Here is a 22,520-nt window from a genome sequence, read left to right as displayed (position 1 = left end):
CAAACGAAATCGCCCCCGAAAACTAATTTATGTGGTTAATGTCCAACAAAGAGACACTGAGCACTAACCAATGTTTTTGAATGGGATAACGAAAGATATAGGTTGGCCATGACCGAAAGATATGTCCCGGAGCGGGACGATTGCGAATCGCGAACCACCGGGCCTCAAGAGGCGCCGGAAACGGCACATGCGCGGGACCGCTTGTTGGCCGCGCTAACGCTGATCGCGGGCATCGGCCTTGCCATTGCTTTTCCCTTTGCGCTGCGAGCGGGAGCGGAATTTTTCCTGCCGGTCACCGCGGCGCTGGTCATCGCGATTGCGCTTGTGCCGATCCTCGAGTGGCTGGAGCGGCATCGCCTGCCGTCAGCGCTGGCGGCCTTCACCTGCATCCTGCTGCTGATCGCTGTTGCCAATATCGTGGTTGCGGCCATCGTTCTTCCGGCGACCGAGTGGGTGCGATTGCTGCCCGAAAGGATCGGCCGTATCCAGCAGACGCTGGCCCCATTGCTCGAAGTCTATCAGAGCCTGGAGCGGTTCATCGACGATGTCGTGAAGGAATTCGGCCGCGAAGCGCCTGCCGCGCCCCCGACGGTGACCGTGGAAACGCCGAACTCGCTGCTCGATCTGATCGCCACATCGGCGCCGTTCGCGATTATTCAGATGTTCTTTGCGATCCTTGTCATCTTCTTCTTCCTGCGCGGATGGACGCGCATGCGGAAGCGGACGATTACCACGCGGACGAGTTTTGACGGCGCGATGACCACGGCCCGCGCCATCCAGCAGGTCGTGGATTCTACCTCCACCTACTTGGGCACCATCACCGTGGTGAATATCGCCATGGGCCTGGTCGTCGCACTCGTTCTTTATCTGCTCGACATGCCGACGCCGCTGATGTGGGGCGGTATCATCGCGGTGCTGAACTACATTCCCTATCTTGGCCCGATCGCATCGGCCGCGCTGCTTGCCCTGGGCGGCCTGATGACCTTTGCCGATCCTTGGTATGCGCTGCTTCCAGCGCTGAGCTTTGCCGTCATCCATCTGATCGAGGCGAACGTTATCACGCCTTCGGTGGTGGGGCGGCGGCTGACGATCAATCCGCTGCTCATCCTGATCGCCTTAAGCTTCTGGGCGTGGGTGTGGGGGACGACCGGCGCGTTGCTGGCCGTGCCTTTGCTCATCATCATGAAGACGGTGCTGGATGCGGCGGGGAAGCCCGATATTGCCGGTTTCCTCTTCGAGGAAGGGACGCTGACGGGGCACCACGCGGAAGATAATCCACAGCAAAGTTGAAAAAGGGCGCTTTTGGGTTGTTGACAGTCCGGAGTGCGCCGCTTAGTGCGCCCTCCACCACACCACGCGGGTGTAGCTCAGTTGGTTAGAGCGCCGGCCTGTCACGCCGGAGGTCGCGGGTTCGAGCCCCGTCACTCGCGCCATTTTCCTTGGATTTTAGATCGGGAAATGGCGCGCATCGCGTTTGGATGTTTTCTACACTCCTTCCACCGTTAGTCCTGAGCGTGTCGAAGGACGTTCGCGCGCGCTGGAGCGGGCTTCGACAGGCTCAGCCCTAGCGGGAAATAGGGCTACTCTTTCGGCAGCCGCCAGCGCCCTGTTTCCGACCAAAGCAAAAGCGGCTTCAGGGGCAGGATCCAGATAATTCCCGCAACCAGATAATAAATGATGTGAACGACATCCGGCATGCCGTCGAGCAAATCGGCGACGCTCGCGACGATCACCGCCCACACTGCGATCAGGGCCAGGATCATGAAGATGCCCGCGGGTTTGCGCCAGGAAGGGTTCATTGCGTCATGATCCATTGTGTGGGGGTTGCGATAGCGTCCAGCGGAATGTCCCACGGGTCAGCCGGAATCAATGCATCGCTGAGCTGAATATCCCAGCATATTCCGATCGTGCGGACTGGCCCGCTTTGCCGCAAATGGGAGAGGGCGCGGTCATAATGGCCCTTGCCGTGGCCGATGCGCGTGCCCCTGCGGTCGATGAGGACGAGCGGGACGAAGACGAGGTTCGGCAGCGCGACCGGGGCGTCCGCGCTCGGCTGGAGCACGCCCCAAGGCCCGACCTCCGTCGCGGGATTTTCGCGGAAGATCATGCGGGCATCCCGGTCTTCGAACCAGGGAAGGGCAGTGATGCGGCCATGATCCCGTAGCGCTTCAAGCAAGGGTAGTGGGCTGATTTCGTCCCGCATTGGATGGTAGCCCGCAATGACCTCGGCACTATTGAATTCATTCTCAATCCCCATCCCCGCTAGCCCTGAGCTTGTCGAAGGGCGTTCCAGCCTGCTTGACCGGGCTTCGACAGGTTCAGCCCTGACGGTGCGTGTGGTGAGGAAATCGGTAAGATGCTCGGCCAATTGCGCTTCCAGCCGGTTGCGCATCTCGGCCCCGAGCGAGCGTGCATAATCGCGGCGCCGTTTCAGGGCCTCTTCGCGCATCTGCGCCTTGGAAGGGGGGTGTGACGGGACCGCCATGGCCGTTTGCTGGAATATCCTCTGACGCCTCAACGTCAGGTGGGGGCCATATACGTCGGGCCAGGGCCCGGGCAGGGACAGCCCCCGAGGATGTCTTTATCGCCTCAGGGATGTTCTCAAAAGCTCGTACCGGGCAGTACCCGTCGATCTCAATCTAGGCGCTCGCGCGCTCTTCCTCAAGCCTTGCCGCAAGGCTTTCCATCCGTTCGGCAAGTTGCTCGAGCGCATTGGCGATGGCTGGGTCGGGTTCGACGCGGCCAGGTGGCGGCGGGGCGGGCGGCATTTTGCCTGCGCGAAGCTCCTTGATTTCGTCGGCAAGAAGCAGCGCGGCGAACAGCAATTGCCGTGCCTCGGGCAGGGTGCCGAGTGCGGCGGCGGCTTCCTGAGCCTTCTGGTCGACAAGCGCGCCAACCATGCGGAAATGTTCTTCCTGACCGTCGCGGCAGGCGATGTGATATTTGCGGGAGGCGATCTGGATTTCGACGCTTGCCATGGTTTTCAGGCCTCCTGTCCGGCAAGCAGCCGGTCGATCTGGCTCACCGCCTGCTCGACGCGTCCCCGCAAGGTCTGGTGTGCGGTGCGGAGACGGGCGAGCTCCTCATTATCGAATTCGGACGCGGGCAGCCGCGTCGAGGCCGTTTCGATCCGGCTCAATGCGTTTTCGATCCTCGCGAGTGCGACGGAAGTCCGTTCATCCTGCATGGTAGCCGAGATAGCATGAGATGGCGCGGCTGCAAGGGCTGCTCCCGCGAAAGCGGGGCCAAGGTTGACGCCCGCGCCCCCGCCCTTAAAGGAGCCGGAAACGCGCGTAACGAGTCTCCCATTGCTCAGCCGGGCCAAGCCCAAGGAAGCCGAATGTCCGCCGAACCGAAATTGCTGGCCAATGCCATCCGCGCACTTTCCATGGACGCGGTGGAGGCCGCCAATTCGGGCCATCCCGGTATGCCGATGGGTATGGCGGACGTCGCGACGGTGCTGTTCACCGAATATCTGAAATATGATCCGGCCGATCCCAAGTGGCACGACCGTGACCGCTTCGTGCTGTCGGCGGGCCATGGATCGATGCTGATCTACGCGCTTCTCCATCTCACCGGCTACGAACGGCCGACGATGGAGGATATCCGCAACTTCCGGAAGCTCGGCAGCCCCTGCGCCGGGCATCCGGAAAACTTCCTGCTCGATGGCGTCGAGGCGACGACCGGCCCGCTTGGCCAGGGTTTCGCAATGGCGGTCGGTATGGCGGTGGCCGAACGGCATTTGAACGCGGTATTCGGCGACGATCTCGTCGACCACCATACCTGGGTAATCGCCGGCGACGGCTGCCTGATGGAAGGCATCAATCACGAAGCCGTGGGCCTTGCCGGACATCTGAAGCTCGGCCGCCTCAACGTCCTGTGGGACGACAATCGCATCACCATCGACGGCGCGACCGATCTTTCGACTTCCGAAGACATTCTCGCCCGCTATGCCGCGAGCGGCTGGCACACGGTTGCCTGCGAAGGTCATGACTATGACAGCATCCGCAAGGCGCTTGCCGAAGCCAAGGCCGATCCGCGCCCCTCGCTCGTCGCCTGCCGGACGATTATCGGCTATGGCGCACCGAACAAGCAGGGCACGTCCGCGACGCACGGCGCGGCGCTGGGCAAGGACGAAGTCGCTGCCGCCCGCCTGCAGCTCGTCTGGGACAGCGAGCCGTTCGATCTTCCCCAGCCGATCATCGATGCCTGGCGTGAAGCAGGCCGCCGCAGCCAGAAGGTGCATGAGGATTGGCGCGTCCGCCTCGCCGCCCATCCGGAGCGCGTCGAGTTCGTGCGCCGCATGGAAGGGCGCCTGCCCGAAGGCTTATCACTCCGCGATCATGTCGCGGGTCTGATCGCCAATCCGCAGAAGGTGGCGAGCCGCAAGGCTTCGGAACTGGCGCTGGGCGCGATCAACGATCTGCTGCCGGAAACGATCGGTGGATCGGCAGACCTGACCGGTTCCAACAATACCAAAACAAAGGCGCAGAAGCCTTTGACGGCGGACGATTATTCCGGCCGCTACATCTATTACGGTATCCGCGAATTCGGCATGGCCGCCGCGATGAACGGCATGGCGCTGCATGGCGGCGTCATCCCTTATGGGGGCACCTTCCTCGTCTTCGCGGACTATTGCCGCCCGGCCATCCGCCTGTCGGCGTTGCAGGAAGTGCGTGCAGTCTATGTGATGACGCATGACAGCATCGGCCTTGGCGAGGACGGCCCTACCCACCAGCCGGTGGAGCATGTCATGAGCCTGCGCATGATCCCGAACCTCGATGTCTTCCGGCCCGCCGATGCGGTCGAAACCGCCGAATGCTGGGAGCTTGCCTTGAAGCGCAAGAACGGTCCTTCGCTCCTCGCACTCAGCCGTCAAAACCTCCCGCAATTGCGCGATAATGCAGGAGAAAACCTCTCGGCGAAGGGCGCGTACCGCCTCCGCGCCGCAAAGGCCGCCCGCAAGGTCATTCTTATGGCAACGGGCTCCGAAGTCGAAACCGCCGTGGCAGTTGCCGACGCACTTGAAGGCCAAGGTATCGGCGCCGATGTCGTGTCCATGCCTTGCTGGACACTGTTCGATGCGCAGGACGCCGCTTACCGCGCCGACATTCTGCCTGACGCGCAGCCGGAGGAGATCCTTCGCGTGTCGATCGAGGCTGGAACGACGCTCGGGTGGGAACGCTATACGATGGTGAGCGGCCTCCGCATCGGCCTCGACCGCTTCGGCGCGTCGGCCCCGGCGGAGGACCTGTTCGAGCGCTTCGGCTTCACTGCCGAGGCCATCGTGCCGCAGATTTTGGAAAAACTAAACAACCGCTAGGGCTGAGCCTGTCGAAGCCCGGAACCAGCTGGAACCGTCCTTCGACAAGCTCAGGACTAGCGAGGCAAAAAACGGAGAGTGGGAATGACCAGAGTTGCAATCAACGGTTTTGGGCGGATTGGCCGTCTTGTGGCGCGGGCAATCCTGGAGCGTCCCGATTGCGGCCTCGAACTGGTCGCGATCAACGATCTCGCCGACGCCAAGTCGAACGCGATGCTGTTCAAGCGCGACAGCGTCCATGGTCCCTATCCGGGCGACGTGAAGGCCGACGGCAACGACATCGTCATTGATGGCAAGCGCATCAAGGTGACCGCCGAACGCGATCCGGCGAACCTGCCGCATGCCGAAAACAATATCGACATCGCGCTCGAATGCACCGGCTTCTTCACCGACCGTGCGGGCGGCGAGAAGCATCTGCAAGCCGGTGCCAAGCGCGTGCTCATTTCGGCCCCGGCCAAGGGCGCGGACCTGACCGTCGTTTATGGCGTCAATCACGACAAGCTGACTGCGGAGCACAGGATCGTTTCCAACGCGTCCTGCACGACCAATTGCCTTGCGCCGGTCGCCAAGGTGCTGAACGACGTGATCGGTATCGAGCGCGGCCTGATGACGACGATCCACGCTTACACGAACGATCAGAAAATCCTCGACCAGATCCACCCCGATATGCGCCGCGCCCGCGCCGCCGGCATGTCGATCATCCCGACCACGACGGGCGCCGCCCGCGCCGTAGGCGAGGTGCTTCCCGAATTGAAGGGTAAGCTCGATGGTTCGGCCGTCCGCGTTCCTACGCCGAACGTCAGCCTCGTCGACCTCACCTTCACGCCGAAGCGCGACACCACGCTTGAGGAAGTGAACGGGGCGCTGAAGGCGGCTTCGGAAAGTGGCCCGCTGAAAGGCGTTCTCGCTTATACCGACGAGCCGCTGGTTTCGATCGACCTCAACCACAATCCGGCGTCGTCGACAGTCGACAGCCTCGAAACCGCCGTGCTGGAAGGCAAACTCGTCCGCGTCGTTTCCTGGTACGACAATGAATGGGGCTTCTCGAACCGCATGGTCGACACGGCCGGCGCGATCGCGAAGCTGATCTGATCCTGTCCAGCGCCTCTCATTTCGTTCGTCCCGAGCGAAGTCGAGGGGCGCTGGCACGGCCTTATGACGCACGCCCCTCGACTTCGCTCGGGACGAACGGGAATTGATGATGGCAGCTTTTAAAACCCTCGACGATCTGGGCGACGTCCGCGGCAAGCGCGCGCTTGTTCGCGTCGATCTCAATGTGCCGATGGCAGACGGTTCGGTCACCGACGACACCCGAATTCGTGCCACGCTCCCGACCGTCACCGAATTGGCGGACCGCGGCGCCATCGTACTCATGCTTGCGCATTTCGGGCGTCCGAAGGGCGTGCAGCGGCCTGACATGTCGCTTTCGCTCGTGACGCGGGCTTATGGGCAGGTGCTTGGCAGGCCGGTGCGGTTCGTGGAGGATTGCCAGGGGCAGGGTGCCAAGGACGCCATCGCCACGATGAATCCGGGCGACATCGCAATCCTCGAAAATACGCGCTTTCATGCAGGTGAGGAGAAGAACGACCCAGCGCTCGCCGCTGCGATGGCGGAGCTTGGCGACTTCTATGTGAACGACGCCTTCTCCGCAGCCCATCGCGCGCATGCGTCGACGGAGGGGCTGGCGCATCTGCTTTCCGCTTATGCGGGCCGCGCGATGGAAAAGGAATTGAGGGCGCTGGAAGCCGCCCTTGGCAACCCCGAACGCCCGGTCGCGGCAGTTGTCGGCGGCGCCAAGGTCTCGACCAAATTGGACGTGCTACAGAACCTTGTCACCAAGGTCGATCACCTGATTATCGGCGGCGGCATGGCCAATACCTTCCTCGCCGCGCGCGGGGTCGATGTCGGCAAGTCGCTGTGCGAACATGATCTGAAGGAGACCGCGCTCCGCATCCTCGACACCGCCGATCATGCGGGCTGCACCGTGCACCTGCCGTATGACGTGGTTGTCGCCAAGGAATTCGCGCCCAATCCGGCCTCGCTCCGCACCGTCAACGTCCACGAAGTCGCGGCGGACGAGATGATCCTGGACATCGGCCCGGCTGCCGTCGAGGCCTTGGCCGATGCGCTCAAGACCTGCCGCACTTTGGTGTGGAACGGCCCCTTGGGCGCCTTCGAAATCCCGCCCTTCGACGAAGCCACCGTGGCGCTCGCCAGGACGGCAGCGGCGCTGACAGTCAGCGGTTCGCTTGTTTCCGTCGCGGGCGGCGGCGATACTGTGGCGGCCCTCAACCATGCAGGCGTGGCGGACGATTTCACCTTCGTTTCGACGGCGGGCGGCGCCTTCCTCGAATGGATGGAAGGCAAGGAGCTGCCGGGCGTCAAAGCCTTGGAACAACAATGATCACCATCCAGGCGATCGATCACGTCGTATTGCGCGTGACCGATCTCGACACCATGGTGCGGTTCTACATCGACATTCTGGGCGCGCGCTGGGAAAAGAAGCAAGAGGCACTCGGCCTCTATCAATTGCGCGTCGGCACGGCCCTCATCGACCTCGTACCTGTCGATGGAAAAATCGGAGCGATGGGAGGCGCGGCACCGGGCCGGGAGGGCCGCAATGTCGATCACATCTGCTTTCGCGTCCTCCCTTGGGACGGCGCGGCCATTGTCGAGGAACTGAGGACGCACGGCATCGAAAGCGAAATCGTCTCCCGCTACGGCGCGGAAGGGGACGGCCCATCCATCTATCTGGCCGATCCGGAAGGAAACGGCCTTGAGCTCAAGGGACCGCCATGGGCGCCGGTTCCAGAATCCAAAGGCGCGCAAGACGCCGCATAATCGAGAGGATAGCCATGCAGGATCAGGACATGATGACGAAGATCGCCAGCGGCAAAGGCTTCATCGCCGCTTTGGACCAGAGCGGCGGATCGACGCCCAAGGCGCTGAAGGGTTATGGAATTGAGGAAGACGCGTGGTCGAATGACGATGAAATGTTCGGCCTCATCCATCAGATGCGCAGCCGGATCATCAGCTCGCCCGCCTTCACCGGCGACAAGGTGATTGGCGCGATCCTCTTTGAAAAGACCATGGATGGGCAGGTGAACGGTAAGGCGACGCCTCAGGCGCTGATCGACAAGGGCGTCGTGCCGTTCATCAAGATCGACAAGGGTCTCGAAGACGAGGCGAACGGCGTTCAATTGATGAAGCCGATGCCGGGTCTCGACACGCTCCTTGCGCGGGCCAAGAGCCTTGGCGTGTTCGGCACCAAGGAACGCTCCGTCATCAATCTCGCCAATCGCGAGGGCATTGCCGCTGTGGTGGCGCAGCAGTTCGATGTCGCGCGCCAGGTGCTCGCGGCGGGCCTCGTTCCGATCATCGAGCCGGAAGTGAATATCAAGAGCGCGGAGCGGGCGGAAGCGGACGCGATCCTGCTTGAAGAAATCACCAAGGCCCTCGATGCCCTTCCGGGCGATGACAAGGTGATGCTGAAGCTCTCCATTCCCGCCGAGCCGAACCTCTTCAAGCCGCTCGTCGATCATCCCCGCGTCCTGCGCGTCGTGGCGCTTTCCGGCGGCTTTTCCCGCAGCGAAGCCTGCGCCGAGCTTGCCAAGAATGAAGGCATGATCGCCAGCTTCTCCCGCGCTTTGCTGTCGGACCTGCGCCACCAGATGAGCGATGCGGATTTCGACGCGGCGCTGGGCGAGGCCATTGATGAAATCAATCAGGCTTCGACCGTAAAGGCCGCCTAAACACGTCATTCCGGCGAAAGCCGGAATCTCGTGACGAAAGAGGTGTCTTTCTGTCCTGAGACCCCGGCTTTCGCCGGGGTGACGGGCGGAGAGGGAGGGGAATGTGGAGGAGCGGCATGCCACTCGTCTTCTCTTATTATCGGAGCCAGGCACCCATGCTCTGGGTGTTCCTGGTGCTGGCGAGCATCGAATTGTTCGCCGTGCATCTGCTCGTTTCGCTTTGGAGCGCGAAGGCCGCCTGGATCCTTTCGGGGTTAAGCCTTCTGACAATCGCCTGGATCCTGCATTTGATCCGGTCGCTCCGGCTTCGCCCGGTCGAGGCTGGACCTGACGCTGTCCTTCTTCGGCTCGGCAATCTGTCCGAAGTCCGGCTGATGCCGTCCAACGTGGCAGATATTCGCACGAACTGGCCGGGCACGGCCTTGAAAGAGGAGGGCGTCCTCAACCTTTCGCTGCTTGCTTATCCCAATGTGCTGATCTCCCTTGTCGAACCGACACGGAGCAAAAGAGGCCGGTTGATAAGTGCGATTGCGCACCGCCTCGACGACCCGGCAGGATTCGTGGAGGCCGTGAACCGCTTTCGTCCGGCTCCGGCTGCCGCTAAGGCGGGATGATGGACGAAGACGATCTTACCCTCGATCCCGGTTTTGCCCAGCGCTTCGAGGCGCGGGGGCGGCCGGACTGCCAACTCTATCTGATTTCGCCGCTCGACGTGGGCGGGGATTTCCCGGATCGGCTGCGCGCGGCTTTGGAGGGTGGGCCTGTCGCGGCATTCCAGTTCCGCGTAAAAGGGGCCGATCAGCATGAGGCGGCCAAGCTCGCCGAGCCGCTGCAGCGCATCTGCGCGAAGCATGAGGTGGCTTTCATCGTCAACGACGATATGGGGCTCGCCAAGCGGCTTGGCGCGGACGGTGTGCATTTGGGGCAGGGCGACGGCGATCCGCGCGAGGCGCGGGCGCTGCTCGGACCCAATGCGCAGATCGGTGTAACCTGCCACGACAGCCGCCACCTCGCCATGGAAGCGGGGGAAGCGGGAGCGGACTATGTCGCCTTCGGGGCATTCTTTCCGACGATTACGAAGGACACGCAGCACCGGCCGGAACCGTCAATCCTGGGCTGGTGGAGCACTTTGTTCGAAATACCCTGCGTCGCGATCGGGGGCATCACGCCGGACAATGGGCGCGTACTCGTCGAAGCTGGTGCGGATTTCCTCGCGGTGTGCGGAGCGGTGTGGAATCATCCGCAAGGGCCGGGTGCGGCGGTGGCGGCGTTTCGGGACGTGCTGAAACGCTAGCGCCATCGGCACCCGGACCGCCTCTACACCCCGAAGTGGTCATGCTGAACTTGTTTCAGCATCCATCCTGTGGGCAACACGCCTCTTCGTCGATGGACCCTGAAACAAGTTCAGGGTGACGATTTTGATTTTTAAGTTAGCGCACCACCTGCCGGACCATCGCCTTCAGTGTCTGCGCGTCGTGGATGGCGTGGGCGTCGATGTCGTTGTTGAAATAGGCCCAGACGTCGCGGCCCTGGCGGGCCTGATCGGCCATCCAGTCGGTCCAGTCGGACAGGGCTTCGTCGGAATAGCGGCCCCAATATTTGCCGGTGCCGCCGTGGAAGCGGACATAGGCGATTTTGCCGGAGGCCCAGCGCGGCGTAGTGGAGGCGGGCATGTCATGGATGCAGAAGGACGCGCCGTGACGGTCGAGGAGCGCCAGCGTCTCGTCCGTGATCCAGCTTTTCTCGCGAAATTCGAAGACGTGGATGAGGTCTTTTGGAAGCGCGCTTAAGAACTCCTCCAATCGTTCGAGGTTGATCTTGAAGCGTGGCGGCAGCTGGAAAAGGATCGGGCCGAGCCTTGGCTGCAAATGGCGGATGGGCGGCAGCATCCAGTCCAGCATTTCCGCGCCGTCCGTCAGCTTCTTGGCCTGGGTGAGGAAGCGGTTGGCTTTCACGGCATAACAAAAGCCTTCAGGGGCCTGATCCCGCCACTTTTCAAACGTCTCGGACGAGGGGAGGCGGTAGAAGCTGTTATTGATTTCCACCGTATCGAAATGCTGCGCGTAAAAGGCGAACCAGTTCTTCGCCGCCATCTTCTCGGGGTAGAACAGGCCGCGCCAATGTTTGTAGTTCCAGCCGGAACAGCCGATGCGGATCTTGCCTCGCGCCATGAACGGCGAACGGAGGGCAGGGAAAGAAGTTGCGATATGCGCGTTGTTTCGCCCGAACAACGACAGGAGCCCTGCCTTGGGCAAGATCGCCCTTATCGGATCGAATATCCTGACCGCCGCTTTGGTGGGGGCGGGGACCAGCCTGTTCTGGATCGGCGCCTATGGCAACGGCACGCGACAGGTCGAAGCGGCGGACGTTCCGGCCGCGCGGCCGCTTTCCAGCTCCGCAGACGTGACTCTTGCTCCGGCCGTCGGGGCGTCCGGCCTCGCCATACCCGTGGCGGGGGTGAAGCCGGAGCAGCTGGCCGATACCTTCACGCAGGCTCGGGCGGGCGGAGAGCGGGTGCACGACGCGATCGATATAATGGCGCCGCGCGGCACGCCGGTGGTCGCGGCGGCGCCGGGAACGGTTGAGAAGCTCTATTTCAGCGAGGGCGGGGGCGGGGTCACGGCCTATGTCCGCTCGCCTGACGCGCGTTGGATCTATTATTACGCCCATCTCGATCGTTATGCGCCGGGCCTTGCCGAGGGGGAGAAAGTGGAGCGGGGGAGCCCGATCGGCTTCGTGGGATCGACGGGCAACGCTTCGCCGGACGGCCCGCATCTTCATTTCGCGGTGAGCCGCACTGCGCCCGGCGAAAGCTGGTATCAGGGCGCACCGGTCAATCCTTACCCCCTGCTTGCCGGGAACCGCACAGCCCGCTAAAGGCGCGTCCGGCTCTTTTCCAAATCTGTGAGACGCACATGAAGATCAGCGGCGTGGACATTCGTCCCGGCAACATCATCGAATATGAAGGCGGCATCTGGCGCGCCGTCAAGATTCAGCACACGCAGCCGGGCAAGGGCGGCGCCTATATGCAGGTTGAACTCAAGAACCTGCGCGACGGCCGCAAGAACAATGTCCGCTTCCGCTCGGCCGAAACCGTGGAACGCGTGCGTCTCGACACGAAGGACTTCCAGTTCCTTTATCCGGAAGGCGACATGCTCGTGTTCATGGACAAGGAAACTTACGAGCAGACCACGCTCCCGCGCGACCTTCTCGGCGACGCCGCGGCCTTCCTTCAGGACGGCATGGACGTGATGATGGAGCTTTACGACGAAGAAGCGATCAGCGTGCAACTGCCCGACACGATCGAAGCGACGATCGTCGAGGCGGACGCGGTGGTGAAGGGGCAGACGGCTTCGTCTTCCTACAAGCCCGCTATCCTCGACAATGGCGTCCGCGTCATGGTGCCGCCGCATATCGGCAGCGGAACCCGGATCGTCGTCGACGTTTACGAACAGACCTACGTCCGCCGCGCGGACTAAGTCCCAAGATGTGAATCGTTCGTCCCGAGCGAAGTCGAGGGGCGCCTGCGCAGTCGCATCTCGACTTCGCTCGATACGAACGGAGAATGTAAGTGGTTTCTCATTCCGGCCTTATCACCGTCATGCAGCGCGCCGCGCGGAAGGCGGCGCCACGCCTGCGCCGCGATTTCGGCGAGGTGGAGCTGCTTCAGGTCAGCCGCAAGGGGCCGGCAGACTTCGTGTCCATGGCCGACAAGCACGCCGAACAGACGGTCGTCGAGGAATTGCGCCATGCCCGCCCGGACTGGGGCCTGGTCCTAGAAGAAGGCGGCGTGATCGAGGGCGATCCTTCGAAGCCGCGCTGGATCGTGGATCCGCTCGACGGCACGTCGAACTTCCTTCACGGCATCCCGCATTTCGCCATCTCCATCGCGGTGGAAGAACCGCGCGTCGGCGTGACGCAGGGGCTCGTCTATCAGCCGCTCACCGATGAAAGCTTCTGGGCGGAAAAGGGCAGGGGCGCCTGGCTTCAGGACCGCCGCCTGCGCGTTTCCGCACGCCGCGATCTGGCCGATGCGCTGATCGCGACCGGCATTCCCTTCTTCGGCCATGGCGATCTCGGCCGCTGGTCTGCCATCCTTCAGGCTGTGGCGCCGGAAGTGGCGGGCATCCGCCGCTTCGGTTCGGCCGCCCTCGACCTCGCCTGGGTTGCCGCCGGGCGCTTTGACGGCTTCTGGGAAGAGGGGCTGAAGCCCTGGGACACCGCCGCAGGCATCCTGATGGTGCGCGAAGCGGGCGGGTTCGTCTCCGACTATAAGGGCGCGGACCGCGCGCAGGAGACGGGGCAGGTGTTGGCAGCCAACGACCAGCTCCATTCCAAACTGCATAAATTGGTGGCGCAGGCTTTGCGTTAATTAACTGCGTCATTCCGGCGAAAGCCGGAATCTCACTGCCTTTTGCTCTAAAGTGAAAAGAGATTCCGGCTTTCGCCGGAATGACGGTGGGAGCGGGTCGGCGCACCTCGTTCTTGCGATTCATTCTCACTGCTTCTCGCCTTGCCTCTCGACGGAGGCAGTCCTAGAAGCCGCCTCAACTGAAGCTCCCGGAGACTCTCGATGGCGCCTCAAGCCGCCGAATATCTGCCGATCCTATTGTTCCTGGGCGTCGCGTTGGCCTTGTCAGCGGCGTTCGTCGCTCTGCCGATGATCGCGTCCCGTTTCACGGGGTCGCATAAGCCTTATGCGGACAAGCTCGCCGAATATGAGTGCGGCTTCCCGGCCTTCGAGGATTCGCGTTCGCAATTCGACGTGCGCTTCTACCTCGTCGCCATTCTCTTCATCATCTTCGACCTTGAAGCGGCCTTCCTCTTTCCGTGGGCGGTGTCGCTCGGCGCGATCGGCATTGCCGGTTGGACCGCGATGATGATTTTCCTCGCCGAACTGACGCTCGGCTATGTTTATGCCTGGAAGAAAGGGGCGCTCGAATGGGAGTGATCCTGGACGCGAGCGGCAATCCGATGACGGGTGGCGACGCCATCCGCCAGCCCGATGCCGGCTTCTTCAACGACATCCAGAATGAGGTGTCGGACAAGGGTTTCCTCGTCACCTCGACGGAGGAACTATTCCAGTGGGCCCGCACCGGTTCGCTCTGGTGGATGACCTTCGGCCTCGCTTGCTGCGCGGTCGAGATGATCCATGTGAATATGCCGCGCTACGACCTGGAGCGCTTTGGCGCCGCGCCGCGCGCCTCTCCGCGCCAGAGCGACGTGATGATCGTAGCGGGCACGCTCTGCAACAAGATGGCCCCCGCGCTCCGCCGCGTCTACGATCAGATGTCGGAGCCGCGCTACGTGATCTCGATGGGCAGCTGCGCCAATGGCGGCGGCTATTATCATTATAGCTACAGCGTCGTGCGCGGCTGCGACCGGATCGTGCCCGTGGACATTTACGTCCCCGGCTGTCCGCCGACCGCCGAGGCGCTGCTTTACGGCATCATGCAGTTGCAGCGGAAAATCCGCCGCGCTGGTACGATTGAGCGTTAAGTCATGAACAATAGCGCACCCAGGATCGCTGCTCGCGAAGGCATCATCGACGAGGTAAAGGCCGCGATCGGCGCCGCCTTCATCGAAGCGAAGGACGAGGTGGATGAAGTGTCCATCACCGTCCAGCGCGAGAGCATCGTCGACGTGATCCGCACGCTTCGCGACCAGTTCGACTATCAGCAACTGATGGAAATCGCCGGCGTCGACTATCCGGAGCGCGAAGAGCGGTTCGAGGTCGTCTATCACCTGCTTTCGGTGACGAAGAACCACCGCATCCGCGTCCGCGTCATGACGGACGATGAGAAGCCGGTGCCGTCGGTGACGGGCCTCTTCCCGGTCGCGGGCTGGCTGGAGCGCGAAGTGTTCGACATGTACGGCGTGCTGTTCAGCGGCAACACGGACTTGCGCCGTATCCTCACCGATTATGGCTTCAAGGGGCATCCGCAGCGCAAGGACTTCCCGCTGACCGGCTATATCGAGTTGCGCTATTCCGAAGAGCAGAAACGCGTGGTTTACGAACCCGTGAAGCTCGCCCAGGATTTCCGCAGCTTCGACTTCCTCTCTCCTTGGGAGGGCGCGGAATATATCCCGCCGGGCGATGAAAAGGTGCAGGGCGAGGCCCCGGGCGCGCCGACACCAGCCAAGGCGGGCGAGGTGAAGAAATGATGGCACGCCTTTCCATTCTCCGTTCGTCCCGAGCGAAGTCGAGGGGCGTTGGCACGATCGCGGTGCGCGCCTCGACTGCGCTCGGCACGAACGACAGTGGTGCGATGTAATGGATACCGATCAGAACCAGCTTGCCCGCGAAGAAGATGTCGCCCGCACCGGCGCGACGGAATCGCAGATCGCGAACTACACGATCAATTTCGGCCCGCAGCACCCGGCGGCGCACGGCGTCCTTCGCCTTGTGCTGGAGCTGGACGGCGAAATTGTCGAGCGCGTGGACCCGCATGTCGGCCTGCTCCACCGTGGCACCGAAAAGCTATGCGAATATAAGACTTATCTGCAGGCGTTGCCCTATTTCGACCGCCTCGATTACGTCTCGCCGCTCTGCCAGGAACATAGCTATGTGCTGGCCGTCGAGAAATTGCTCGACCTCGAAGTGCCGCTCCGCGCCCAATATCTCCGCGTCTTCTTCGCGGAACTGACGCGCATTTCGAACCACCTCCTCAACATCGGTTCGCACGTCATGGACGTCGGCGCGATGACGCCGAACCTCTGGCTGTTCGAGCTGCGCGAAGACCTGATGAACTTTTACGAGCGGGCGTCGGGCGCGCGCATGCACGCGGCCTGGTTCCGTCCCGGCGGCGTCCATCAGGACGTGCCCTTAAAGCTCCTCACCGACATTGCCGACTGGCTCGACAAGCGTCTGCCGGTTTTGTTCGAGGATGCGATGAGCCTCGTCGTCGACAACCGCATCTTCAAGCAGCGCAACGTCGATATCGCCGTGGTGTCGAAGGAAGATGCGCTCGCCTGGGGCTTCTCCGGCCCGATGATCCGCGCGTCCGGCATTCCGTGGGATATCCGCAAGGCGCAGCCTTATGACGTGTATGACCGCGTCGAATTCGACGTGCCGGTCGGCACCAAGGGCGATTGCTACGACCGCATGATGGTGCGCGTCGAGGAAGTGCGTCAGTCCGCGCGGATCATGAAGCAATGCCTTCAGGATATGCCGGAAGGCCCGATCGCTTCGCTCGACCGCAAGGTGGTGCCGCCCAAGCGCGCCGAGATGAAGCAGTCGATGGAAGCGCTCATCCACCACTTCAAGCTTTATACCGAGGGTTTCCACGTGCCCGCGGGCGAAGTCTATGTCGCGACCGAAAGCCCCAAGGGCGAATTCGGCGTCTATCTCGTCTCCGACGGCAGCAACAAACCGTACCGCGTCAAGATCCGCCCGACCGCTTTCAGCCACCTTCAGGCCATGGATTTCATGACCAAGGGCCACATGCTCGCCGACGCCACCGCGATCCTCGGCGCCATGGACATCGTTTTCGGGGAGTGCGACCGGTGACGAGCTTTAATTCGATTGCCTTCTGGGTTGCTATTTATGCTGTCAGTGCGCTGGTGATCGTAGCTATGGCGCTATTTCGCAGCGTGGATTTGAACACGATTGCCGTTCTTGTCGGCTCGGGTGTCGTGGTCGCAGCCGCCGCTCGTAAATTGAAGGTTGCCAAGAATGGCTGATATTCTTCCAAACAGCCTTCCCGATATCGAGGAACTGCGCGCCCGTTGGGGCGGCTTTGCCTGGTCTTCGGAGAATGAGGCGCAGGCCAAGATCATCGTCGGCCGCTATCCGCTGGGTCGTCAGCATTCGGCGCTTCTGCCGTTGCTCGACCTCGCCCAGCGCCAAGTGGGCGCGGAGACCAACACACAGGGCTGGCTGCCCGTCCCGGTGATCGAATATGTCGCGAAATATCTCGATATGCCCTATATCCGGGCTTACGAGGTCGCGACCTTCTACACCATGTACAACCTTCAGCCGGTCGGCCGTCATCACGTGCAGGTTTGCGGCACCACGCCCTGCATGCTTCGCGGATCGGATGATGTGCTCGCCGCTTGCTATGCCAAGGGGCTGAAGAAGGGGCAGACGACGCCGGACGGCCTCTTTACGCTGACCGAAGTTGAGTGCCTCGGCGCCTGCGCCAATGCGCCGATGGTGCAGATCAACGACGACAATTACGAAGACCTGACCTTCGAGAGCATGACCGCGATCCTCGAAGCCATGGCGAAGGGCGAAATGCCGAAAGCCGGCCCGCAGATCGATCGCCAGACGAGCTGCCCGGAAGGCGGCCCAACCAGCCTCAAGGAAATGGCGACCGAAAACCACGATTATCGGGGTGAGTGGAAATGATCTCGTCACCCGCACCGTTCGCCCTGAGCCTGTCGAAGGGCTGCCCTTCTTTTAAGGGGGAAAAGGCAGGGCTTCGACAAGCTCAGCCCGAACGGGTTTTGAACTTTGGGGAGGCGGCCCGTGCTCGCTGACAAGGATCGCATCTTCACCAACGTCTACGGGTTCCAGCCATGGAACCTGAAGGCGGCGCAGAAGCGCGGTGATTGGGACAATACCAAGGCCCTGATGGCGCTTGGGCAGGACCAGATCATCGAGGAAATCAAGAATAGCGGCCTTCGCGGCCGCGGCGGCGCGGGCTTCCCGACCGGCATGAAGTGGAGCTTCATGCCCAAGGAATCGAAGGACGGCCGTCCGAACTTCCTCGTCATCAACGCCGACGAATCCGAGCCCGGTTCCTGCAAGGACCGCGAGATCATCCGCCACGATCCGCACAAGCTGATCGAAGGCGCTTTGATCGCCGGTTTCGCGATGCGCGCGCGGGCCGCCTACATCTACATTCGCGGCGAATTCATCCGCGAGGCCGAGACGCTCTTCGCCGCCGTGCAGGAAGCTTATGATGCGGGCCTGCTCGGGAAGAATGCCGCGGGCTCGGGCTATGATTTCGACGTTTTCGTCCATCGCGGGGCGGGGGCCTATATTTGCGGCGAGGAAACGGCGCTTCTCGAAAGCCTGGAGGGCAAGAAGGGCCAGCCGCGCCTCAAGCCGCCTTTCCCGGCGGGCGCGGGCCTCTATGGTTGTCCGACGACCGTCAACAATGTGGAATCGATCGCCGTCACGCCGACCATCCTTCGGCGCGGCGCGGCCTGGTTCAAGGGCTTCGGCCGCGAGAACAACCACGGCACCAAGCTCTTCCAGATCAGCGGCCATGTGAACAAGCCGTGCGTGGTCGAAGAAGCCATGTCGATCCCGTTCCGCGAACTCATTGAAAAGCACGCCGGGGGCATCCGCGGCGGCTGGGACAATCTCCTCGCCGTCATTCCGGGCGGCTCCTCGGTTCCCTTGGTCCCGGCCAAGGAGATCATGGACGCGCCGATGGACTTCGACGGCCTGCGCGCGCTTGGCTCCGGCCTCGGCACCGCCGCCGTCATCGTCATGGACAAGTCCACCGACATCGTCCGCGCGATCAGCCGCATCTCCTATTTCTACAAGCATGAAAGCTGCGGCCAGTGCACGCCGTGTCGCGAAGGCACCGGCTGGATGTGGCGTGTCATGGAGCGCCTGCGCACCGGCGACGCCGATATCGGCGAAATCGACACGTTGCTCGATGTGACGAAGCAGATTGAAGGCCACACCATCTGCGCCCTTGGCGACGCAGCCGCCTGGCCCATCCAGGGCCTCGTCCGCCATTTCCGCCCCGAAATCGAGCGGCGCATCATCGAAAAGCAGGGCGGCGCCCTCGAGGCCGCGGAGTAAGTCATGCCCAAGGTCAAAGTAGACGGTATCGAGGTCGAGGTTCCCGTTGGCGCCACTGTGATGCAGGCGTGCGAGGCGGCGGGGAAGGAGATTCCGCGTTTCTGCTATCACGAACGGCTGACCATCGCGGGCAATTGCCGCATGTGTCTGGTCGAGGTGAAGCCGGGGCCGCCCAAGCCGCAGGCCTCGTGTGCGCTGCCCGCTTCCGACGGCCAGGAAATCACCACCATGTCTCCGGCGGTCAAGAAGGCGCGGGAAGGGGTGATGGAGTTCCTGCTCATCAACCACCCGCTCGACTGCCCGATCTGCGACCAGGGCGGCGAGTGCGACCTGCAGGACCAGGCAGTCGCTTATGGCCGGGGCCACAGCCGCTTCGCCGAGAATAAGCGGGCGGTGACCGAGAAATATATGGGTCCGGTCGTCAAGACGATCATGACCCGCTGCATCCAGTGCACGCGCTGCGTGCGCTTCGCCGAGGAAGTGGCGGGCGTCGAGGAAATCGGCGCCATCTATCGCGGCGAGAATATGCAGATCACGTCCTACCTCGAAGGCGCGGTGACGTCCGAGCTTTCGGGCAATGTCGTCGATCTCTGCCCCGTGGGCGCGCTCGTTTCGAAGCCTTATTCGTTCGAGGCGCGGCCGTGGGAGCTTTCCAAGGTGCCGGGCATCGACGTCAGCGACGGCGTCGGCACCAATATCCGCATCGACAGCCGCCTGCGCGAAGTGATGCGCGTCGTTCCCCGCATCTCGGAAGAGGTGAATGAGGAATGGGCGCACGACAAGACGCGCCACATGGTCGATGGCCTTACCCGGAACCGGCTCGACCGGCCGTGGGTGCGCAAGGGCGGCAAGCTCCAGGCCGCGACCTGGGAAGAGGCGTTCGATGCCATCGCCAAAGTCGCCAAGAAGGCGGGTGACAGCGTCGCGGCCGTCGCGGGCGATCTCGTGGACGTCGAGACCATGTATGCGGCGAAGAAGCTGCTCGCATCGCTCGGCTCGAACCTCATCGAAGGCCGCCAGACTGGCCTTGCCTATGACGCGACCAACATCGCGGCGGTCAATTTCAACACGACCATCGCTGGCATCGAGACGGCCGATGCGATCCTGCTCGTCGGCACCAATCCGCGCTGGGAAGCAAGCCTCGTCAATACCCGCATCCGCAAGGCGGTGAAGAAGGGTGCGAAGGTCTTTGCGATCGGGCCGGAAGTCGATCTCACCTATCCGGTGGAATGGCTGGGCAATGACATGTCGCTGCTCGCCAAGCTGCCAAAGGCGGCGGCGGACGCGATGACGAAGGCCGAGCGTCCGGCGATGATCGTCGGCGGTTCGGCGCTGAAGGTGCCGGGCGGCCAGGCCGCGAGCCTCGCGCTGGTCGACAGCCTCAACCTCATCCGGGGCGACTGGAACGGCTATAACGTCCTCCACACCGTCGCTGCGCGCACGGCCGGGCTGATGCTCGGCTATGCGCTTGCCGGGGGCATGGCGGCGCTGGCGGAGAAGGCGCCGAAATTGCTCTTCCTGCTCGGCGCGGACGAGGCGGACCTTTCGCCCTTCGACAAGAGCTTCAAGGTCTATGTCGGCCATCATGGCGACAAGGGCGCGCATGGTGCCGACGTGATCCTGCCGGGCGCGGCCTATACCGAGAAGCACGGCATCTACGTGAACCTCGAAGGCCGAGTGCAATATAGCGAACGGGCGATCTTCCCGCCGGGTGATGCCCGCGAGGATTGGTCGATCTTCCGCGCGCTTTCGGCGGTGCTCGGTAAGCCGCTGCCGTTCGACAGCTTCGGCGAGCTTCGCACGGCTTTGTTCGCGGAATATCCGGCCTTTGCAGAAGCAGGCCTTGTCCGCTTCGATTGGGCGCCGCCCGCGCTCAAGGCTGAAGCGATCGCGCAGGGCACGGAAGTCGCCTATCCGATCAAGGATTTCTACCTCACCAACCCGATCGCACGATCCTCGCCCACGCTGCGGCGCTGCTCGGCTGAAATCCTGCACGGGGAAGACTTTGCGGAGGCCGCGGAATGATGGCGCTTTCCACAAACGCCGTTCGTGTCGAGCGTAGTCGAGACACGTTTGTGACTGCGCCACGCTTCTCGACTTCGCTCAAAGCGAACGGAGAGGGGGCACAAGCATGACCGAATGGTTCCAGGGTCAGCTTGGCTACGGCTTCGGCTGGTTCGTCTCGACCCTCATCCTCATCCTGATGATCGCGCTGCCGCTGATGCTGGCGGTCGCTATGATCATCTATGCCGATCGCAAGATCTGGGCGGCGATGGCGCTGCGGCGCGGGCCGAACGTGGTCGGCCCCTTTGGCCTGCTGCAGAGCTTCGCGGATGGCCTGAAGGTGTTCCTCAAGGAAACCATCATCCCGTCCTCGGCCAATCGCGGGCTGTTCCTCTTGGCGCCAATCATCACCTTTACGATCGCGCTCATCGCCTGGGCGGTGATCCCGTTCGGGCCGGACATGGTGCTCGCCGACATCAACGTAGGCTTGCTCTATATCCTCGCGGCTTCCTCGCTCGGCGTTTACGGCGTAATTATCGCGGGCTGGGCGTCCAACTCCAAATATCCCTTCTACTCGGCGCTCCGCGCGGCCGCGCAGATGGTGAGCTATGAAGTCTCGATCGGCTTCGTCCTCATCACGGTGATCCTATGGGCAGGCACGTTCAACCTGCAGGGCATTATCGCCATGCAGAAGAGCCACGTGTTCTTCTTGAACGGCTTCGGCTTCAATCCCCTGCTGTTCCCGATGGCGGTGATCTTTCTCATCTCCGCCATGGCCGAAACCGCACGCGCGCCGTTCGACCTCACGGAGGCGGAATCCGAGCTCGTTGCCGGTTACCAGACCGAATATAGCTCGATGAGCTTCGCGCTCTTCTGGCTCGGCGAATATGGCAACGTGCTGCTGATGTGCGCATTGAACGCTACGCTCTTCTGGGGCGGGTGGTTGCCGCCTATCGACTGGGCGCCGCTCTATGTGGTGCCCGGCATCATCTGGCTGTTTGCCAAGATATTCATCTTCTTCTTCATCTTTTCCTGGGTGAAGGCGACCGTGCCGCGCTTCCGCTACGACCAGCTGATGCGGCTGGGCTGGAAGATCTTCCTGCCCTTCGCCCTTCTCTGGGTGGCGATCGTGTCCGGTTACCTTATGATCACCCGTTACGGAGCGCTCGCATGATCGCGCACTGGATCAAATCCTTCACCCTCTGGGAGTTCGTGAAGGCGCATTGGCTAACCTTGAAATATTTCTTCAAGCCCAAGGCGACGATCAACTATCCTTATGAGAAGAACCCGCTGTCGCCCCGTTTCCGCGGTGAACATGCGCTGCGCCGCTATCCCAATGGCGAGGAACGCTGCATCGCGTGCAAATTGTGCGAAGCGGTGTGCCCGGCGCTCGCCATCACCATCGAGGCCGAACCGCGCGAGGACGGCAGCCGCCGCACCACGCGCTACGACATCGACATGACGAAGTGCATCTATTGCGGCCTCTGTCAGGAAGCCTGCCCGGTCGATGCCATCGTTGAAGGACCGAATTTCGAATTTTCGACCGAAACGCGCGAGGAGCTTATCTACGACAAGGCGAAGCTCCTTGAAAACGGCGACAAATGGGAGCGGGTCTTGGCCGCGAACATTGCCGCCGATGCGCCTTACCGTTAAGCCGCCAGCCGAATCTGAAGGGGCA

The 22,520-nt window shown here is 62.4% G+C and carries 25 protein-coding genes, 1 tRNA gene and 1 pseudogene; 22 read left to right on the top strand and 5 right to left on the bottom strand.

Going from position 1 to position 22,520, the window contains the following annotated elements; genetic code table 11:
- The first annotated feature begins 108 nt into the window (after positions 1-108).
- Both C7I56_RS05385 and C7I56_RS05380 read left to right on the top strand, forming a co-directional pair.
- Positions 109-1,290 (top strand): AI-2E family transporter, encoded by a 1,182-nt coding sequence (locus C7I56_RS05385; protein ID WP_106639446.1) that lies wholly within the window; start codon positions 109-111, stop codon positions 1,288-1,290.
- 66 nt (positions 1,291-1,356) lie between these two features.
- A tRNA-Asp gene (locus tag C7I56_RS05380) sits at positions 1,357-1,433 on the top strand.
- A 147-nt stretch (positions 1,434-1,580) separates the two neighbouring features.
- Here the strand turns inward: C7I56_RS05380 and C7I56_RS05375 are convergent.
- The 4 genes from C7I56_RS05375 to C7I56_RS05360 form a co-directional block, all read right to left on the bottom strand.
- A complete protein-coding gene (locus C7I56_RS05375) occupies positions 1,581-1,799 on the bottom strand; it encodes a DUF2842 domain-containing protein (RefSeq protein ID WP_106639661.1) in 219 nt (72 codons plus the stop codon).
- Entirely contained in the window at positions 1,796-2,449 is a 654-nt protein-coding gene (locus C7I56_RS05370) for a 5-formyltetrahydrofolate cyclo-ligase (protein WP_158703003.1), read from the bottom strand. The genes C7I56_RS05375 and C7I56_RS05370 overlap by 4 nt, the downstream gene beginning before the upstream one ends.
- Before the next feature lie 190 nt (positions 2,450-2,639).
- Entirely contained in the window at positions 2,640-2,978 is a 339-nt protein-coding gene (gene zapA, locus C7I56_RS05365) for a cell division protein ZapA (protein ID WP_106639444.1), read from the bottom strand.
- A gap of 5 nt (positions 2,979-2,983) precedes the next feature.
- The gene (locus C7I56_RS05360; protein WP_106639443.1) at positions 2,984-3,187 is read right to left on the bottom strand and encodes a hypothetical protein; all 204 of its coding nucleotides are present in this window, start codon (positions 3,185-3,187) and stop codon (positions 2,984-2,986) included.
- A gap of 153 nt (positions 3,188-3,340) precedes the next feature.
- Here C7I56_RS05360 and tkt point away from each other — a divergent pair, with 153 nt between their 5' ends.
- The 7 genes from tkt (at position 3,341) to thiE (ending at position 10,369) form a co-directional block, all read left to right on the top strand.
- The gene (gene tkt / locus C7I56_RS05355) at positions 3,341-5,323 is read left to right on the top strand and encodes a transketolase (RefSeq protein WP_106639442.1); all 1,983 of its coding nucleotides are present in this window, start codon (positions 3,341-3,343) and stop codon (positions 5,321-5,323) included.
- 84 nt (positions 5,324-5,407) lie between these two features.
- Complete coding sequence (gene gap, locus C7I56_RS05350; protein WP_106639441.1) at positions 5,408-6,415, top strand: type I glyceraldehyde-3-phosphate dehydrogenase; 1,008 nt, start codon at positions 5,408-5,410, stop codon at positions 6,413-6,415.
- A gap of 106 nt (positions 6,416-6,521) precedes the next feature.
- Positions 6,522-7,727: a phosphoglycerate kinase gene (locus tag C7I56_RS05345; RefSeq protein WP_106639440.1), complete on the top strand. Its 1,206-nt coding sequence runs from the start codon at positions 6,522-6,524 to the stop codon at positions 7,725-7,727.
- The gene (locus C7I56_RS05340) at positions 7,724-8,164 is read left to right on the top strand and encodes a VOC family protein (protein WP_106639439.1); all 441 of its coding nucleotides are present in this window, start codon (positions 7,724-7,726) and stop codon (positions 8,162-8,164) included. Before C7I56_RS05345 ends, C7I56_RS05340 begins: the two co-directional genes overlap by 4 nt.
- A 14-nt stretch (positions 8,165-8,178) precedes the next feature.
- Positions 8,179-9,075 carry a fructose bisphosphate aldolase gene (locus C7I56_RS05335; RefSeq protein WP_106639438.1) on the top strand — a complete coding sequence of 299 codons (897 nt, stop codon included), beginning with the start codon at positions 8,179-8,181 and terminating at the stop codon, positions 9,073-9,075.
- A 116-nt stretch (positions 9,076-9,191) separates the two neighbouring features.
- Positions 9,192-9,689, top strand: a complete 498-nt coding sequence (locus C7I56_RS05330; protein WP_158703002.1) for a hypothetical protein — start codon at positions 9,192-9,194, stop codon at positions 9,687-9,689.
- On the top strand, positions 9,689-10,369 hold the full coding sequence (thiE, locus tag C7I56_RS05325; RefSeq protein WP_425352376.1) for a thiamine phosphate synthase: 681 nt from the start codon (positions 9,689-9,691) through the stop codon (positions 10,367-10,369). The genes C7I56_RS05330 and thiE overlap by 1 nt, the downstream gene beginning before the upstream one ends.
- Positions 10,370-10,505: 136 nt before the next feature.
- On the opposite strand, the gene C7I56_RS05320 is transcribed toward thiE, so the two are convergent.
- Positions 10,506-11,246: a DUF72 domain-containing protein gene (locus tag C7I56_RS05320; protein ID WP_245409589.1), complete on the bottom strand. Its 741-nt coding sequence runs from the start codon at positions 11,244-11,246 to the stop codon at positions 10,506-10,508.
- A 142-nt stretch (positions 11,247-11,388) separates the two neighbouring features.
- On the opposite strand from C7I56_RS05320, the gene C7I56_RS05315 reads away from it, so the two are divergent.
- The 13 genes and pseudogenes from C7I56_RS05315 (at position 11,389) to nuoI (ending at position 22,495) form a co-directional block, all read left to right on the top strand.
- On the top strand, positions 11,389-11,952 hold the full coding sequence (locus C7I56_RS05315; RefSeq protein ID WP_245409603.1) for a M23 family metallopeptidase: 564 nt from the start codon (positions 11,389-11,391) through the stop codon (positions 11,950-11,952).
- A gap of 38 nt (positions 11,953-11,990) precedes the next feature.
- On the top strand, positions 11,991-12,554 hold the full coding sequence (gene efp, locus C7I56_RS05310) for an elongation factor P (protein WP_106639434.1): 564 nt from the start codon (positions 11,991-11,993) through the stop codon (positions 12,552-12,554).
- Positions 12,555-12,646: 92 nt separating this feature from the next.
- Positions 12,647-13,447, top strand: a complete 801-nt coding sequence (locus C7I56_RS05305; protein WP_106639433.1) for an inositol monophosphatase family protein — start codon at positions 12,647-12,649, stop codon at positions 13,445-13,447.
- A 201-nt stretch (positions 13,448-13,648) separates the two neighbouring features.
- Positions 13,649-14,026 (top strand): NADH-quinone oxidoreductase subunit A, encoded by a 378-nt coding sequence (gene ndhC / locus C7I56_RS05300; RefSeq protein ID WP_106639432.1) that lies wholly within the window; start codon positions 13,649-13,651, stop codon positions 14,024-14,026.
- Complete coding sequence (locus C7I56_RS05295) at positions 14,017-14,574, top strand: NuoB/complex I 20 kDa subunit family protein (protein ID WP_106639431.1); 558 nt, start codon at positions 14,017-14,019, stop codon at positions 14,572-14,574. Before ndhC ends, C7I56_RS05295 begins: the two co-directional genes overlap by 10 nt.
- Before the next feature lie 3 nt (positions 14,575-14,577).
- A pseudogene (locus C7I56_RS05290) lies at positions 14,578-15,222 on the top strand (NADH-quinone oxidoreductase subunit C); the annotation flags it as partial.
- Between the two features lie 127 nt (positions 15,223-15,349).
- Positions 15,350-16,585, top strand: a complete 1,236-nt coding sequence (locus tag C7I56_RS05285; protein ID WP_106639429.1) for an NADH-quinone oxidoreductase subunit D — start codon at positions 15,350-15,352, stop codon at positions 16,583-16,585.
- A complete protein-coding gene (locus C7I56_RS12270) occupies positions 16,582-16,758 on the top strand; it encodes a hypothetical protein (RefSeq protein WP_158703001.1) in 177 nt (58 codons plus the stop codon). The genes C7I56_RS05285 and C7I56_RS12270 overlap by 4 nt, the downstream gene beginning before the upstream one ends.
- A complete protein-coding gene (locus C7I56_RS05280) occupies positions 16,751-17,425 on the top strand; it encodes a complex I 24 kDa subunit family protein (protein WP_106639428.1) in 675 nt (224 codons plus the stop codon). The genes C7I56_RS12270 and C7I56_RS05280 overlap by 8 nt, the downstream gene beginning before the upstream one ends.
- A gap of 120 nt (positions 17,426-17,545) precedes the next feature.
- Positions 17,546-18,838, top strand: a complete 1,293-nt coding sequence (nuoF, locus tag C7I56_RS05275) for an NADH-quinone oxidoreductase subunit NuoF (protein WP_106639427.1) — start codon at positions 17,546-17,548, stop codon at positions 18,836-18,838.
- 3 nt (positions 18,839-18,841) lie between these two features.
- Complete coding sequence (gene nuoG, locus C7I56_RS05270; RefSeq protein WP_106639426.1) at positions 18,842-20,863, top strand: NADH-quinone oxidoreductase subunit NuoG; 2,022 nt, start codon at positions 18,842-18,844, stop codon at positions 20,861-20,863.
- A gap of 106 nt (positions 20,864-20,969) precedes the next feature.
- On the top strand, positions 20,970-22,016 hold the full coding sequence (gene nuoH / locus C7I56_RS05265; protein WP_106639425.1) for an NADH-quinone oxidoreductase subunit NuoH: 1,047 nt from the start codon (positions 20,970-20,972) through the stop codon (positions 22,014-22,016).
- Complete coding sequence (gene nuoI / locus C7I56_RS05260; protein ID WP_106639424.1) at positions 22,013-22,495, top strand: NADH-quinone oxidoreductase subunit NuoI; 483 nt, start codon at positions 22,013-22,015, stop codon at positions 22,493-22,495. Before nuoH ends, nuoI begins: the two co-directional genes overlap by 4 nt.
- Positions 22,496-22,520 lie beyond the last annotated feature (25 nt).

It is taken from the genome of Allosphingosinicella vermicomposti (assembly GCF_003012815.1).
Taxonomy (GTDB): domain Bacteria; phylum Pseudomonadota; class Alphaproteobacteria; order Sphingomonadales; family Sphingomonadaceae; genus Allosphingosinicella; species Allosphingosinicella vermicomposti.
The sequence above is the reverse complement of the archived record's forward strand: the minus strand, read 5'-3'. Positions and strand labels throughout refer to the sequence as shown.